Origin of the sequence: Amycolatopsis sp. NPDC026612, assembly GCF_040638285.1 — a bacterium.
GTDB lineage: Bacteria > Actinomycetota > Actinomycetes > Mycobacteriales > Pseudonocardiaceae > Amycolatopsis.
This window is the reverse complement of sequence record NZ_JBEZYB010000086.1, coordinates 16,467-31,052: the sequence shown is the minus strand read 5'-3', so window position 1 is coordinate 31,052 and position 14,586 is coordinate 16,467. Positions and strand designations below refer to the sequence as shown.

General features: G+C 71.9%; 11 protein-coding genes. 4 read left to right on the top strand and 7 right to left on the bottom strand.

Translation table 11 applies throughout. The annotated features are described in order from the left end of the window. Positions 1-138 precede the first annotated feature (138 nt). Positions 139-1,332, bottom strand: a complete 1,194-nt coding sequence (locus AB0F15_RS38805; protein WP_360281740.1) for a helix-turn-helix domain-containing protein — start codon at positions 1,330-1,332, stop codon at positions 139-141. Between the two features lie 229 nt (positions 1,333-1,561). On the opposite strand from AB0F15_RS38805, the gene AB0F15_RS38800 reads away from it, so the two are divergent. Next, positions 1,562-2,761, top strand: a complete 1,200-nt coding sequence (locus AB0F15_RS38800) for an FAD-dependent monooxygenase (protein WP_360281738.1) — start codon at positions 1,562-1,564, stop codon at positions 2,759-2,761. Positions 2,762-3,021: 260 nt separating this feature from the next. Here the strand turns inward: AB0F15_RS38800 and AB0F15_RS38795 are convergent, their stop codons facing one another. Beyond that, entirely contained in the window at positions 3,022-4,563 is a 1,542-nt protein-coding gene (locus AB0F15_RS38795) for a CoA transferase (RefSeq protein WP_360281736.1), read from the bottom strand. A gap of 14 nt (positions 4,564-4,577) precedes the next feature. Continuing rightward, positions 4,578-6,353, bottom strand: a complete 1,776-nt coding sequence (locus AB0F15_RS38790) for an acyclic terpene utilization AtuA family protein (RefSeq protein ID WP_360281734.1) — start codon at positions 6,351-6,353, stop codon at positions 4,578-4,580. A 65-nt stretch (positions 6,354-6,418) separates the two neighbouring features. On the opposite strand from AB0F15_RS38790, the gene AB0F15_RS38785 reads away from it, so the two are divergent. The 3 genes from AB0F15_RS38785 to AB0F15_RS38775 all read left to right on the top strand — a co-directional run bounded on the left by AB0F15_RS38785 (position 6,419) and on the right by AB0F15_RS38775 (position 10,741). Then, on the top strand, positions 6,419-6,985 hold the full coding sequence (locus tag AB0F15_RS38785; RefSeq protein ID WP_360281732.1) for a TetR/AcrR family transcriptional regulator: 567 nt from the start codon (positions 6,419-6,421) through the stop codon (positions 6,983-6,985). 187 nt (positions 6,986-7,172) lie between these two features. Then, positions 7,173-9,098 (top strand): hypothetical protein, encoded by a 1,926-nt coding sequence (locus AB0F15_RS38780; protein WP_360281730.1) that lies wholly within the window; start codon positions 7,173-7,175, stop codon positions 9,096-9,098. Beyond that, entirely contained in the window at positions 9,095-10,741 is a 1,647-nt protein-coding gene (locus AB0F15_RS38775) for a hypothetical protein (RefSeq protein WP_360281728.1), read from the top strand. The genes AB0F15_RS38780 and AB0F15_RS38775 overlap by 4 nt, the downstream gene beginning before the upstream one ends. 24 nt (positions 10,742-10,765) lie before the next feature. Here AB0F15_RS38775 and AB0F15_RS38770 read toward each other — a convergent pair whose 3' ends face one another. The 4 genes from AB0F15_RS38770 to AB0F15_RS38755 form a co-directional block, all read right to left on the bottom strand. Beyond that, positions 10,766-11,596, bottom strand: coding sequence for a helix-turn-helix domain-containing protein (locus tag AB0F15_RS38770; protein ID WP_360281726.1), 831 nt, complete (start codon positions 11,594-11,596; stop codon positions 10,766-10,768). A gap of 84 nt (positions 11,597-11,680) precedes the next feature. Continuing rightward, positions 11,681-13,498 carry a glycoside hydrolase family 15 protein gene (locus AB0F15_RS38765; RefSeq protein WP_360281724.1) on the bottom strand — a complete coding sequence of 606 codons (1,818 nt, stop codon included), beginning with the start codon at positions 13,496-13,498 and terminating at the stop codon, positions 11,681-11,683. Next, positions 13,495-14,160, bottom strand: coding sequence for a potassium channel family protein (locus AB0F15_RS38760; protein ID WP_360281722.1), 666 nt, complete (start codon positions 14,158-14,160; stop codon positions 13,495-13,497). Before AB0F15_RS38760 ends, AB0F15_RS38765 begins: the two co-directional genes overlap by 4 nt. Next, the gene (locus AB0F15_RS38755; RefSeq protein WP_360281720.1) at positions 14,157-14,561 is read right to left on the bottom strand and encodes a PLDc N-terminal domain-containing protein; all 405 of its coding nucleotides are present in this window, start codon (positions 14,559-14,561) and stop codon (positions 14,157-14,159) included. Before AB0F15_RS38755 ends, AB0F15_RS38760 begins: the two co-directional genes overlap by 4 nt. Positions 14,562-14,586 lie beyond the last annotated feature (25 nt).

Sequence of the window (14,586 nt, the reverse complement as noted above, 5' to 3'; positions counted from 1 at the left end):
CGTCGAAGCGATGCGCTACACCCGCACGGACACCCCCGAAGCGGCGCTGGCCCGGCTCGCCGACCTGGTCCCGATCGCGGTGATCACCCGCGGCACCCCCGGAATCCGGGGGGTCCGGCGCCGGCCACGGCCCCGTGCTCAGTGCGATCGCGGGTCCTGGAGGGCGGCCGAACAGGATGGCCAGTCGTGGAAGTCGTGGTGCGCGCTCCACAGGCGGTGCGCCGCGTCGATGTTCCAGACCGGGTCGAAAGCCTGCCGCGGCGTGCCACCGAGATCCAGCAGGCGGTCGTCGGAGATCTGGAAGACGCCCCAGTTGCGGCTGCCGTTCGTGTTCGGCAACACCCACAGCGGATCGAGGAACGAGGCACAGCGGGCGATCGCGACCGCGGTGTCCGGCGCCTCGGTGAACACCGCCCGGATCCGCTGCTCCACCAGGACCGCCGACCAGCCGGCCAGGCTGGTCCGGTGGTCGTACAGCGCGTTCTTGGTGGCCTCGTCGACCACGCCGCGAGCGGGCAGGCCGGCCAGCACCTGGAACGCGGTGACCCGGCGCAGCGTTTCCGGGCCGAACGAGCCGTCGACCGCGAGCCGCCCCTGGGCGGCGACCAGCAGGTTCTGCACCTCGGTGACGCACTCGTCGTGCTGGCCCATGCTCACCGGCGGCCGGCAGGCCGGGGAGAACAGCATGCGGTCGGCGTAGCGGCCGCCGCCCGGACCGGACCGGGCGGCGGTGACCCAGACCAGCCCGCCCGCCAGCAGGACCACGACCGCGACGGCCACCGCCGTGAGGCCGCGCCGGCGTGGCGACCAGGGTTCCCGCCGCGCGGCCGGGGGGACGACCGGCGAGGTCTCCGAGGTCTCCGAGGTCGCTGCCGGCGCCTCGTCGGCCCGGCCGGCGTCGGCCAGGGCCCACAGCTGGTGCAGTTCGCGCAGTTCCTCGGCGGACGCGCCACAGACCTTGGCGAACGAGTGGATCACGCGGTAGTCGGCGGGGAAGCTCTTGCCTGAGCAGTACCGGTGCAGGCTGGAGCCGCTGGCCCCGGCCTGCCTGCCCAGACGTTCGTAACCCCGCCCGCTGCGGTCCTTCAACATGCGCAAGTAAGCGGCGAACTTGTCCATGTGCACTGTCACGGTGACGGGACCACCTCGCTCGGGCAGCGGATGAAGGACGGAAGTTAACACCGTCGCACCGGATGCCGGGCGGAAACTGACGGATTGCGCCACTCGGGTGAACACCAGGCCCCAGAACGCCGAGCCGATGCCCGCGATGGTCAGCCCCGGGCGCGGCTGGAACCCGCTGCCGTTGCCCGGTCCCACCCTGGACAGCACCATCCGCCGCAACAATTCCTCACTGAAACAGGCCATTGAATTTTCAGGAGCTGCCGGTAAAAGCGCCGCTCAATTCATTCGTGTATTAGGGTGCCGCTTCCGCGCGGCTTTTGACGAAACCGTGGCCGGTTCCGGTGCGACGCCGTTGCGCACCGGCGTATTTCGCGGTCCGGCCGAGCCGGTTCGCTGTACTATCCGGCCAGTGATCCGGATCGGCGAGCAGGGGGAGCCAGTGAGCGGTACCAAGGTCCTGGTGGCGGGAGCGAGCATCGCGGGGCCGGCGCTCGCCCACTGGCTGCACCGGCGGGGGGCCGAGGTCACCGTGGTGGAGCGGGCCTCCGGGCTGCGCCCCGGCGGCCAGGCGGTGGACGCACGCGGGGTGACCAAGGAGGTCATCCGGCGGATGGGGCTGGACGCGGCGGTGCGCGCGGCCCGCACCGAGACCGCCGGCGCGTACACCGTGGACGCGGACGGCACCGTGCTGGAGACCTTCCGCGCGGACGACGACGGCGGCGACGGGTACATCTCGGAGATCGAGATCCTGCGCGGGGACCTGTCCCGGGTGCTCCACGACGACACCCGGGACGCCGTCGAGTACGTCTTCGGCGACCGGATCGCCGAGCTCATCCAGGACGCGGACGGCGTCGACGTGACCTTCGCGGGCGGCGACCGGCGGCGCTTCGACCTCGTGGTCGGGGCGGACGGGCTGCACTCGGCGTTGCGGGCGATGGTCTTCGGGCCGCACGAGCGGTTCGTCCGGCACCTCGGGCACGTGCTGGCCTTCTACAGCGTGCCCAACGAATTCGGGCTGGACCGCTGGCTGCTCGACTACCAGGAGCCCGGGCGGTCGGCCTGCCTGCGGCCCATCCAGGACGCCACCCGGGCGATGGCCATGTTCTCCTTCACCTCGGCCGGCTTCGACGTCGACCACCGTGACGTCGAAGCACAGAAGCGGCTGCTGCGCGAGCGGGTGGCCGGCCTGGGCTGGTTGACCCCGCGCATGCTCGCGCACCTGGACGACACGCCGGACTTCTACCTCGACCAGGTCGCCCAGGTGGTGATGGACCGCTGGTCGAGTGGCCGGGTGGCGCTGCTCGGGGACGCGGCGTTCAGTTCGTCGCCGCTGTCCGGGCAGGGCACCGGGCTGGCACTGGTCGGTGCCTACCTGCTGGCCGGAGAGCTGGCCGCCGCCGGGTGGGATCCGGCGGCCGGGTTCACCGCATACGAGGCGCGGATGCGCTCGTTCGTCGAGGCCAACCAGGAGATCGGCCGGTTGCACGCGCACAGCCGCGACGTCGGTGGGCTCGACGCCGAGCCCGACGCCGAATGGCTCACCGAGGTGATCGAGCGCGCGATCAACGGCGTCGACCTGCCGGACTACGCGGGAGTGCCGGATTCCGGAGCGCGGATCACCTCGCCGTCCCGGCCGTAGGCAAGGCCGCCGGGCCGGATGATCACGTCAGCGGAGGAATTCGTCGAGCTGCGCTACAGTGCCGACCCCAGCGAGTACGGGCGTGCGGCGAGCGAGCCCGCGCCGCCCGACATCGAAATACTCCCGCAGGTGTCTTGGAGAGGCTCGCCGGGGACAGCTGGAAGAACGTGTCCGACACAGCAACACGGCGGCTTGGCCGTCCGCAGTGAGTGTGCCGGACCAGGACGTGTCCTGCAAGCGGTTGAGGGCCGGGGCCGTGCTCAGCGGCCCAGCGCCGCGGCGAGCGCGGCGACGTCGACCCGGTGCGGGCGCGGCAGCCAGATCGGCTGGTCGGCCCCGCGGGGAGACAGCACGTTGAGGTAGTGGTGCGGGGTCCGGGACAGCGTGATGTTCTCGGTGACCCCCTGGTAGATCCCGAGCGGGGTGAGCGAGGTGAACAGCTGCGGGTCGAGCAGTTCGTGCTCGCCGCCGCTGCCGACGGCCTCGCGGACGTAGTCCCAGTCGAAGAAGCCGAGGGTCACCGCCCACATCGCGGCCCGGGTCAGCGACACGTGCACCCGGTAGGTGCCGCCTTCGGTGGCGCGGCGGGCCAGCGCGGCCATGGCGCCGGTCGCGCCGAGCCAGGCGACGAGGTAGTCGTTGATGATCGACGTCGGGGGCAGCTTCGGTTCGTCGAGGCTGCCTTCGGCGGCGACCATGCCGGTCACCGTGCCGGCGACCTGGTCGAACCCGACGCGCCGGGACCAGGGGCCGGTTTCGCCGTGGCAGCTGGCGGTGACGTGGATCAGGCCGGGCCGGACGGCGGCGGCCTGCTCGGCGTCGACGCCGAGTTCGGTGAGCAGGCCGGGGCGGCGGTTGGCGAAGAAGATGTCCGCGTCCCGCAGCAGGGCACGCAGGGTCTCCTGGCCGTCGGGCCCGCGGACGTTGAGGCGCGCCGAGCGCATGCCCACGTTGGCGGTGGCGATGAGGGGGTCCGGTTCGAACTCCGCGACGCGCCAGACGTTGAGCACGTCCGCACCGAGTGAGGCCAGGGAGCGGCCGATGCCGGCACCCGCGATGACGTGGCCCATGCCCAGCGCGCGGATCCCGGACAGGGGGTGGGTGCCCCAGTCCGGCAGCGGTTCGGGTGGGGTGTCGGCGATCTTCTCGATCTCGATCAGCGGCCGGGACGCGAGGTGCTCGAACACCGGCTCGTCGACGAACTCCTCGACGCTGCGGACCTTGGCGAACACGATCCCGTGCTGCTCGCCCAGCGCTTCGAGCTCGTCGGCGGTGTGCCGGGCGATGGCCCGGCCGAGGGCTTCGGGGTTGTCGGCGCAGTCGAGGACGGCGAGCATCTTCGACTTCAGCCCGGGGTAGATGTTGGGCGGGATGACGCGGCGGCCGTCGCGGGTGGGGTAGAAACCGAAGTAGGCGAGGACGCTGCGGTCGGGCATGTCGGCGGGGTAGCCGTTGAGGGTTTCCCACTTCATCTCCGACGCCGGGGCGAGGCGGCGGATGGCCTGGCCGAGGTCGACGCTGATGTCCTGGCCGAGGCCGGTGCGCATCCGCCACAGCTTCGCGGCGATCACCGACTGCTGGGCCAGCGCGACCGCGGCCGCGCCGCCGAGGCGCAGGCTGCTGGGCATCAGCGGGTCGCGTTTGCGGAAGGTGACGGTGCCGCCGCTGTCTTCGGGGGTGAAACCGAGCGGGGCGAGGAGGGCGCGGAGCTCCGCGTGCGGGTCGAACTCGTCGTCGGTGGCGCGGTGCTGGACGGCCTTGAGCATCGCATCGCGCAGGACCTGCGGGTCGGTGGTTTCCATGGCGGGCTCTCCGGTCAGGCGGGCAGCAGGGCGGTCGGGACGTCGACGTGGCGGGCGCGCAGGAATTCGCCCAGCGACTTGCCGATCTGGTCGAGGGCGAGGTTCGCCGAGCCGCTGGGCGGGAGGTACCCGCGCAGCACGAACGAAATGCCGCGCAGGTTCGGCTGCTCGTAGCGTTCGATCCCGATGGTGTCCGGGCAGCCGAGCAGCTCGCGGAGCTTGCCGCCGGTGAGGAACGCCGCGAGCCACGGCCACGCCGCTTCGTCCCGGACCCACACGCCGAGGTTGGCGTTGGCACCCTTGTCGCCGCTGCGCGCGTAGCCGATCCGTCCGAACGGGACAGTCGCGGTAGGACCGAACGACGCCGGATCCGTCGTGCTCGCCGCGGTTTCCGGCTGACCGGTGAAGGGGACCGTGTGCGGCGGGGGAGCGATGTCGAGCACCCGCCCGCCGGGCAGGTGCACCTGGTGCCGGAGATCGGCCTGGCGGACGAGTCCCGGCCAGTAGTCGATCCGCGGCTGCCCGCCCATCGAGTACATCTGCGTCATGTCGATGTAGAAGCCGGGGATGCTGCCCAGGCCGTAGGAGCAGAACTGGTTCAGGAATCCCGACACCGTCGGCTGGTCGGTCGCGGCGACGGCGACCTGGACCGCGACGGTGGCCTGCCACTGGTCCTCCGGGTCGGCAGCCGGCTGCCCGCAGACGAAGAAGTGCAGTTCGTCGACCGCGTGGTCCTGGCGCGCCCGCTCGGCCTGGGCCTTGAGGACGGCGATCTTGGCGTCGAGGTCGAGGCCGGTGGGGAAGAGCCAGGTCGCGCCGCGGTAGCCGCGCTGGAAGTTGATGCCGACCTTGGTCGTACCGGACGGGGCGCTGCCCCTCGCGCCGGTGACGCGCACCCGGTCCGGGCCGTCCTGGGTCAGCTCGACGGAGTCGGTGTGCCAGGTGACGTCGGGGTTGAGGTAGCGCGGCCCCTGGATTTCGTACATGAGCTGCGCGGTGACGGTGTCGACGGTGACCGCGCCGCCGTCGCCGGCGCGCTTGGTGATCACGAAACTGCCGTCGCCGTCGACCTCGGCGATGGGAAAGCCGGGCAGGAGGTTGTCCGCGATGCCGGTGAAGCCGGCGAAGTTCCCGCCGGTGGCCTGCGGCCCGCATTCGATGATGTGCGCAGCGGCGGTCGCGCCGGCGATCTTGTCCAGTTCGTCGCGGTCCCAGCCGTGCCACCACGCGGCCGGCCCGGTGACGAGGGAGGCATCGGCGACGCGGCCGGTGATGACGATGTCGGCGCCTTCTTCGAGCGCGGCCTTGATGCCCCAGCCGCCGAGGTAGGCGTTGACCGCGAGCAGCTCGCCGGGGTCGACGTCCAGCGCCGCGCCGGTTTCCAGGTGGGTCAGCTGCCCGTCGGCGATCAGGTCCTTCGCGGTGTCGGTGAGGTCGTCCCCGGTCACGTACGCGACCTTCAGGTCCAGGTTCAGCGCCGCGATCTCGGTGCGGATCGCCTCGGCGAGGCCGGCCGGGTGGTAGATCCCGGCGTTGGTGACCACCTTGATCCCCTTTTCGGCGATCGCGGGCAGCTGGGGACGCAGCTGGCGGAGGAAGAACTCCGAGAAGAACCCACGGCGGGCGGCGGGGTTTCCGTGGAAGCCCGCGACCACCATGGACATCGTGATCTCGGCCATCGAGTCGCCGATCACGACGTCCACCGGATCGCCCTGCACGGCTTCCTCGAACGCGGAGAACCGGTCGCCCATCGCGCCGGAGAAGTTCGCGATCCGGACCGGACGCGCCATCGCGGCCACCTCCACATTTTGTTGACATCTGTCGCCGAAATCGACGGTACTGTTATCGTTGACAGGTGTCAACGAACGAGGAGGTGCGGGCGCCCGCCCGGACCGACAGCGTCGATCCCCGGGCCGCGCGGGTGCGCGACCGGCTGCGGCAGGCCGCGTTCGGCCTCATCGAGGAACGCCGGGTGGAGCGGATCTCGGTCAGCGACATCACCCAGCGCGCCGGGGTCAGCCGCCAGGTCTTCTACCAGCACTTCCGGGACCGCGACGACGCCGTCGCCCAGGCGGTGGCGGCCTCGTTCCGAGACCTCGCCCCCGGCGACGGTGTGCGGGAAGACCCCCGTGCGGTGATCCGCAGGCTGTGCGATTTCGCCGCCCGGCACGACCGGCTCTACCGCAACCTCTATCCCAGCGCGGCGTCACAGCAGACCGCGAACGCCTACCGCGACGTGCTGCACCCGGCGTGCCTCCGGCTCGTCGAGCACCTGCCGGACCCGATGACGCTCGCCGACTTCGTCGTGGGCGGGATCATCGAGGTCCTCCGGCTGCCGGCCGCAGGGCCGGGCGGCCCGGTCACCGCCGAGTCCCTGCGCCGCCGCGTCGACGCGTGCCTCGACGTCGTCGGCAGGCGCTGAACCAACGCGGTCCGGAACGCCGATCGGAATGGGCGCGGGAGAAGCGCATGACCGTTCGATCGGCTTATCGACGGTCGGGCTCGCGGTGGTTACTGTAACAACCGGGGGTCTCCCGCGACTGTTGCAGTGGCGCTGATGGACGGCGCGGCAGGGGGGTGTTGTGGCGCGCCAGCTCTACGGCCGGACGATGGAACCGAAATTGGTGCGGCAGTTGCTGGTCCGCCCGGAGGCCGGTCCGGCGGCTTATCTGCCGTCGGTGGTGTTCGAGGGCGGCGCGAAAACGGGCAAAACCGCGCTGCTGAATGCGCTCGCGCGCGGGTGGGCCGGAAAGATTCCCTATTCCCACCTCGATGTCGCCGCCGTCGAAGAACACCTCGGCGATCAGGCCATTCCCGAATTGCTCGCGGCGATCGCGGTGCAGCTTTCCCGGCGCTGCCCGATCTACGGTTCGCTGCGGTTCGACCGGCTGGTCATCGGCCTGCAGGCCGCGCAGCTGGACCTGGACGGCGATGATCCCGCCGGTGCGCGCCGGGAGGTCGAGGCCATGCTGGCCCGGCGGCTCGGCCTCGCCAACCTCAAGAAGGTGCTCGCCGGGGTGGCTCAGCAGGCGTTGAAGCAGGTACCCGCCCCGATCGAGGCGCCCGGCAACCTGGTCGAACTGGCGGTGGACGCCGCCGTCGACGGGATCGCCGGGCGGGTGCTCACGCGCAATGCGCTCGGCCGGGCCCGCAGCTGGTACGGCCACCGGGATCGGCACGAAACGATCGACCCGGTCGGCCAGCTGGTCGACCTCAACACCGCGCTGCGCAACCCCGCGCTGGCCGATGCCGGGATCCAGCCCGGCGAGCTGCTGTGCGACGCGCTGCTGGCCGACCTGCGCGACAACTTCCGGACGGCCCGGCACGCGGAAGAGTGGGCGGTCAACTGCCTGGTGCTGCTCGACAACCTCGACTGCGCGCTCGGAACGGCCTTCCTCCGCGCCATGGCGGCCGTGCGCACGCTGGACGCCGACGCCGGGGCGGAGCTGCCCGCCCCGGTGGTGATCGCCGGGACCAGCCGAGGGGCTCTGCTGGCCGCGCTGCCGGCCGCGGAGCGCGCCACGATCCTCGAGCTGACCACGCTGAAAGACGTGCCGCGCGCCGACGGCGACCAGCGGCTCTGGGCCCGGCGCACGTTGCCGCCCCTGTCCGCGGACGACGTTCGCAAACTCGTCGCGGCCCTGCCGGAGGCCCGCCGCCACCCCCGGCTCGCGAGCACCGTCCACCTCGTCACCGGTGGGCACCCGGGCGCGGCGACGTTCCTGCTCGACGTGGCCGGCTCGCCCGTGGGCGACGGTCTCGACCCCGAAGACCTGCTCGACGTGCGCTACGGCGCTTCCACGGTCCGGGAGGCGCTGGTCGAGCACCTGTTCGCCGGATTCGGCGAGGACGAGCTCGACACCCTCGTCACCTGCTCGGCGGCCCGGGACCACCAGGACGGCCGGCGACTGCTCACCCGCGTCACCGACCGCGCCGGCGACGTCGTCCTGCCCCTGGACATGTGGGACCGCACCGGCGACCCGGCGATCACCGTGGTGCGGGCCCTGCTGCTGCGCCGGCTGGCCGGCCGCGACGACGCGCACCCCTGGAACTGGCAGCGCACCCACCGGACGCTCGCGAAACTGCCTCCACCGGGCGAGGACGCCGAGCCGGCGCGGAGCCTGCACTACGCCCTGGCCCTCGGCAGCATCGAGCCGGTGCTGGACGGGCTCACCGAGCGCCTCGGCAAGCTGCCGTTGCCCGCATGGCTGACCCTGCTCCTGGACGTGGCCGCCGCCCCGTCCCGCGGCGTCCGCGAGGTGGCACCCACCGGTGGCCGGCCGGCGTTCCTGCCCCCGCTGCTGCACCGGCTGTGGACGGCGGCGGATCCGCTGTCCTGCGCCAACCGCCGCGCGTTGCACCTGCGCATCGCCGGTGGCCTCCAGGAGGTCGCGACCCACCTCGACGACGACTGCGACGAGCTCACCGACCTGATCGCCGTCCACCAGACGACCGCGCGCCGCTGGCGCCCGGCTCGCACGCGACCCACGACGACCCCGGACCAGCGGGCCGCCAAGGGCGAAGGAGCTTCGTGACCGACACCGACTACAGCTATCCGCAGCACCCGGGGACCCAGGCGCGAGGGCGCCGCCGCCTGCTGATCCTGGCCGCCGTCGTCCTCCTGCTCGTCGGTGGCGGCACCTGGTGGATCGTCGACCACCGCGCGGCCGAAGCCGCGGAATGCCCCGGCACCCCCGGCCGGACCGGCGACGGGTACAGCTTGACGCGGCAGCAGAGCGACGGCCAGTGCCTCGGCTGGCTCACCGACCTGCCCTACGCGTTCGGCGCGGACGACCCCGCGATGGCCGCGGTGGTGGCCAAGATCGTCGGGGAAAACGAGCGGGTGGCCCACTCCGGGCAGCCCTACGTGCGGGTGGCCGTCATGATGCCGATGACCGCCAAGCCGGGCAGCAAGCTCAGCGCCGGACCCATCGTGCACGCACTGGAAGGCGCCTACACCGCCCAGGCGTACACCAACGGCGACATCACGGCCTACGGCGACCCCAAACCACAGGTCCAGCTGGTCCTGGCCAACGTCGGCGCCGACCAGCTCGCCTGGCCGGCCGTGGTCACCCAGCTCGGCGACCTCACGACGGGGGACCACCCCCTGGTCGCGGTCACCGGCATGGGCGTCAGCGTGCCGCAGACCCGGGACGCCGCGAAGCAGCTCAACGCGCGCTGGCACCTGCCCAGCATCGGCGGCGTCCTCACCTCGGACGACATGACCACCCGGGAAGCCGGCAACACCGCCGAAAAACCGGGCCTGTTCAAGGTCTCGCCCTCCAACCACGCCTACGTCGAAGCGCTGGCCAACAGCCTCGGCACCACGGTGACGAGCGGCTTCCTCGTCCGGGACCGCAACCAGGACAACTACGTGCAGACCCTGGGCGACGCCTTCGTCGACGTCTTCGCCAGGCTCTCGCTCAACGACCACCAGTCCTGGTTCAACGGCAGCACCCCGCCCAGCACGGGATCGACCGGGCTCTTCCAGGGCGCGGTGGACTCGATCAGCATCGAGGACCCGTCGGTCGTCTTCTACGCCGGCCGCGACGCCGACCTGCCCCGGCTGGTCCGCAGCCTGAAGTTCCGCCGCGGCAAGAGCGCCGGCCGGCAGCTCGTCCTCGCCACCGGGATCACCGGGCTCGTCGTCACGCCGGGAAACCGGCCGGGCGCCGACGCGGCGCCGTTGACGACCCAGGACCTCCTCGACGCCAAGGTGACCATCGTCGCCGCGTCGTCCACGGATCCGGACGGCTGGGCCGAGGGCATCGCCGCCCCGGCGCAGTACGGCGCCTTCGTCACCGCCTTCACCACCGGCTCGGCGGGGTTCCCGAAAGCGGACCTGACCGACGGGTACGCGATCATGCACCACGACGCCGTCGCCGCGGCCGTCACCGCGATCCACTCGGTGTACAGCCAGAAACAGGCGCTTCCCGGGCCGGCGGACATCCGCGACCAGCTCACCGGGTACCGCGACACCCCGATCCGGGGAGCGGCCGGGGACTTCTACTGGACCGAGCAGCAACCGGCCAACGACCTGTGGCCCGTCGGCCGGCCGGTGCCCGTGCTCACGTTTCCCGCGGCCGCCCACCAGAGCGAGCCCTACAAGACGCAGTGCCAGCGGCTCGGCGACCCGCAGGACCTGGATCACTACCACCTGGTCGACTGCGCGAGCTGACGCGGCACCGCGGCTGTCGGCGGCTCAGCGCAGCGACAGGGCGAATTCGACGTACGGCCCGGCCCCCGCGCCGGCCGGGTCCGGGGCCAGCACGCCGCGCACGCCACCGGCCGGACGGCGATTCCGCTCGGAAGCCCACGCGTACAGGGCCCCGACCGCGACCTCGACCTGGGTGCCACCGGCCCACCGTCCGGGCGTCTCCTGGCGGACGAAGGCTTCCTGGTGCGCGGGCTCCGTGCGCAGGGTCAGATCGGGGAACCCGGCCGCGATCCCGGCGGCGCGGTCCCCGGGCACGGGCCAGCACCACTCGACCGGGCCGTCGCTGTCCTCGCTCACCTCCCCGTGGTAGATCGTGAACGGCGCCCCGGCGATCCCCTCGATCCGGGGGACACCGCCACCGCGCAGCCGGCGGATGAACAGCTCCCGGGTCAGGGGTTCCAGCTCGTCCTGGCTCACCCTGCTGACCAGGCTGAGCAGGTGTCGTTCCGGGATGTCGCGGACAGTGACCTCGTACATGGCGGTCTTCTTCCCGTGCAGGCGATCGACGAGGCGGCCCACCAGCACCCGCTGGGCGGCGTGCTCGGCTTCGGCGCCGGCCCAGTGGGCACGGATCTCCTCGGCGGCCGACGCCGGATCCAGCGCCAGGATGGCCCGGATCCGGGCGAGCGGCACACCGGCCCGCCGCAGCGAAGCGACCAGGCGGGCCTGGTCCAGCTGCGTGACCGCGTACCAGCGATAGCCGGTATCCGCGTCGACGTGGGCCGGCTGCAGCAGGCCGAGTTCGTCGTACAGGCGCAGTGCCTTGGGCGACAGCCGCGACAGCCGCGAGAACTCGCCGATGCTGACCATGCTCATGGAGGGCTCCTCGTCCCGGGCGGGTGCCCGGTCACGACCACTGTGGGGCTTCCCCGAAGGTGAAGGTCAACCCCCGCCCGTGCCTCAGCCGAGAGCCGCGTCGAGGGTGACCGCCGCGTCGATGAGGGCGAGGTGGGTGAAGGCCTGGGGGAAGTTGCCGAGCTGCTCGCCGCTCGGCGCGATTTCCTCGGCGTAGAGCCCGACGTGGTTGGCGTAGGTCAGCATCTTCTCGAACGCCGCCCGCGCTTGCTCCAGCCGGCCCGCGCGGGTCAGCGCGTCGACGTAGGCGAAGCTGCACAAGGAAAAGGTCCCTTCCCCGCCGGCGAGCCCGTCCGGGGACGCGGCCGGGTCGTAGCGGTGGACCAGGCTGTCGCCGACCACCAGATCGGCGCCGATCGCGTCGAGCGTCGAAAGCCACAACGGGTCCCGGGACGGCAGGAAACCGGTCCGGGGCATCCGCAGCAGGGCCGCATCCAGGTCGTCGCCGGTGTAGTGCTGGACGAACGCCTGCCGCGTCCGGTGCCAGCCGCGGTTGAGGACCTGGTCGTAGATGCTGTCGCGCTGCCAGGTCCAGTCTTCGACCGGGGCCGGGCGGCCGTGCGTGGTCGCCAGCCGGATGCCGCGGTCGAACGCGACCCAGCTCATCAGCCTGCCGTAGGTGAAGGACTTGCGGCCCCCGCGCGTCTCCCAGATTCCCTCCTCGGGCTGGTCCCAGTGCTCGCCCAGCCAGTCGAGCACCGCACGGACGGCGGTCCAGCCCTGGTGGGGGACTTCGAAGCCCGCTCTGTCGGCGGTGAAGACGCTGTCCAGTGCCTCGCCGTAGATGTCGAGCTGCAGTTGCCCGGCCGCGTCGTTGCCGATCCGGACCGGGCTCGAGCCGCGGTACCCGGACCAGTGCCCGAGGTTCTCCTCCTGCAGGTCGGTCGTCCCGTCCACGCGGTACAGCACGGCCAGCGGCCCGCTCGGGCCGCCGCCGCCTTCGCGGATCCGGTCGCCGAGCCAGTTCCCGAACCGGGCGGCCTCCTCGGTGAACCCGAGCGCCAGCAACGCGGAAACCGAGAAGGAGGCGTCCCGGACCCAGGTGTAGCGGTAGTCCCAGTTGCGTTCTCCGCCGAGTTCTTCCGGCAGGCCGAGGGTGGGTGCGGCGACGAGGCCGCCGGTCGGTGCGTAGGTGAGCAGCTTGAGGGTGATCGCCGAGCGGGCCACGATCTCCCGCCAGCGGCCCCGGTAGCTGGAGCGGGCGAGCCATGCCCGCCACCAGTCCAGTGTCGTGTCGAAGAGTTCGGTGAATTCGCCGAGCCGGATCTCGCGCGGTGGCCGCGTGGGGTCGGTCTCGAGCACGACGCCCCGGGTCTCGCCCTCGGCCAGGGTCAGCTGTACGTGCACGTCCCCGTCCTCGACGCGCACTTCGGCGAAGTGCTCGTCGCCGGGTTCGCGGACCGGGTGCAGGACCAGCGACATCTCGTCGGCGACGAAGACCGCGCCGTTCCCGGCGAGCAGCGCCTTGTGCGGGCGGCGGCCGTAGTCGAAGCGCGGCGCGACCAGCACTTCGAAGGTCATCCGGCCGCGGACGCAGCGCACCAGCCGGGCGATCCGGTGGGTGGCGGTGGCGGCGCCGTCGCTCGGGGGCATGAAGTCGACGACCTCGCCGATCCCGTCCGCGCCGGAGAACCGGGTGATCAGCACCGCGGTGTCCGGGTAGTACATCTGGGTGCTGGTGTGGGGTCCGGCCGGGCGGACGCGGAACCGGCCGCCGCGTTCGTCGTCGAGCAGCGCGCCGAAGATCGAAGGCGAGTCGAAGCGCGGGCAGCAGAACCAGTCGATCGACCCGCCGGTGGTCACCAGTGCGGCGGTCTGCAGGTCGCCGATCAGCCCGTGCTCGGCGATCGCTGTTTCGGTCATCTTTCCTCCACGAGACGCTGGGTGCGGTCGTGATCACCGTTGCCGCCGTGCGCGGGTGCTGCCTCATCCGGCCGGGATGAGGTGGCCCGGTGGTATCCGGGTTTCCTCGTCGGCCGGGGGACCGGTGGCCGGTGCAGGCGCACGGCGCCGCCCGGTTCGTCCCTTGTGGACGAACGGCGGTGCTGCACCGCGGTCAGGATCACGCGCAGCACGACGCTCAGCACGATCAGGTCGGCGACCATCTGGAACGTCACCAGTACCCGCGCGGCGGCGGAAACCGGCGCGATGTCCCCGAAGCCGACGGTGGCGAACACCGTGACCGTGAAGTACAACGCGTCGGTCCGCGACAGGGCCGAGCCGAACGCCCCGGGCCTGCCGTGGCCGAGCACGTAGTACACGTCGGCGAACAGCAGCAGGAACAGCGGGAGGATCAGCGCGAGGGCCTGGACGCCCTGCCAGGCGGGGGACGGCGAGCGCAGGATCATCCGGACCTCTCCGACGACGAGCAGGACCACGACGGCCAGGCCGCCGGCGAAGACGGCGACCGTCCACGGCCGCAGCACCTGGTCGACCGGCAGCAGGTAGTACAGGCAGAGCAACGCGGTGACGGTGAGCAGCGGCCGGAGGACGGCGAGGTGCAGGAACCCCCATCGCCGGGTCAAGGCGCGAGCGCCTTCCGCTTGAGGGTCCGGTATTCCTCGTCGTCGATCACGCCTTCCTCCAGCAGGCGCCGGGCTTCGGCGATCTCCGACGCACCCGTCCGATCCGCCGGGGCCACCGAACGGACGTAGTCGTCGAACCGGTTCTGGGTGGCCAGCGCGCGGGCCTGCCGCCGCTCGCCGAGGTGCCTGCCCTGGGTGCACAGGTAGAGCAGGATGCCCAGGAATGGCAGCAGGATGACCAGCACCGTCCAGCCGCCCTTGGCCCAGCCGGACACGTCCGGCCTGCGGTACAGATCGCCCAGGACGATGAACAGCAGCCAGAACCAGGCGATCCAGCCGAAGAACACGAGCATCGTCCACATCAGATCGAGGAACGGGTATTCCGCACTCGCCAAGGCCATGACGTCTCCTCACGGGGTGATCCAG

Coding starts and splice junctions, on each gene's coding strand:
- AB0F15_RS38805 (WP_360281740.1), bottom strand. CDS start 1,332: ATGGTGCTGTCCAGGGTGGGACCGGGCAACGGCAGCGGGTTCCAGCCG.
- AB0F15_RS38795 (WP_360281736.1), bottom strand. CDS start 4,563: ATGGAAACCACCGACCCGCAGGTCCTGCGCGATGCGATGCTCAAGGCC.
- AB0F15_RS38790 (WP_360281734.1), bottom strand. CDS start 6,353: ATGGCGCGTCCGGTCCGGATCGCGAACTTCTCCGGCGCGATGGGCGAC.
- AB0F15_RS38780 (WP_360281730.1), top strand. CDS start 7,173: ATGGAACCGAAATTGGTGCGGCAGTTGCTGGTCCGCCCGGAGGCCGGT.
- AB0F15_RS38770 (WP_360281726.1), bottom strand. CDS start 11,596: ATGAGCATGGTCAGCATCGGCGAGTTCTCGCGGCTGTCGCGGCTGTCG.
- AB0F15_RS38765 (WP_360281724.1), bottom strand. CDS start 13,498: ATGACCGAAACAGCGATCGCCGAGCACGGGCTGATCGGCGACCTGCAG.
- AB0F15_RS38755 (WP_360281720.1), bottom strand. CDS start 14,561: ATGGCCTTGGCGAGTGCGGAATACCCGTTCCTCGATCTGATGTGGACG.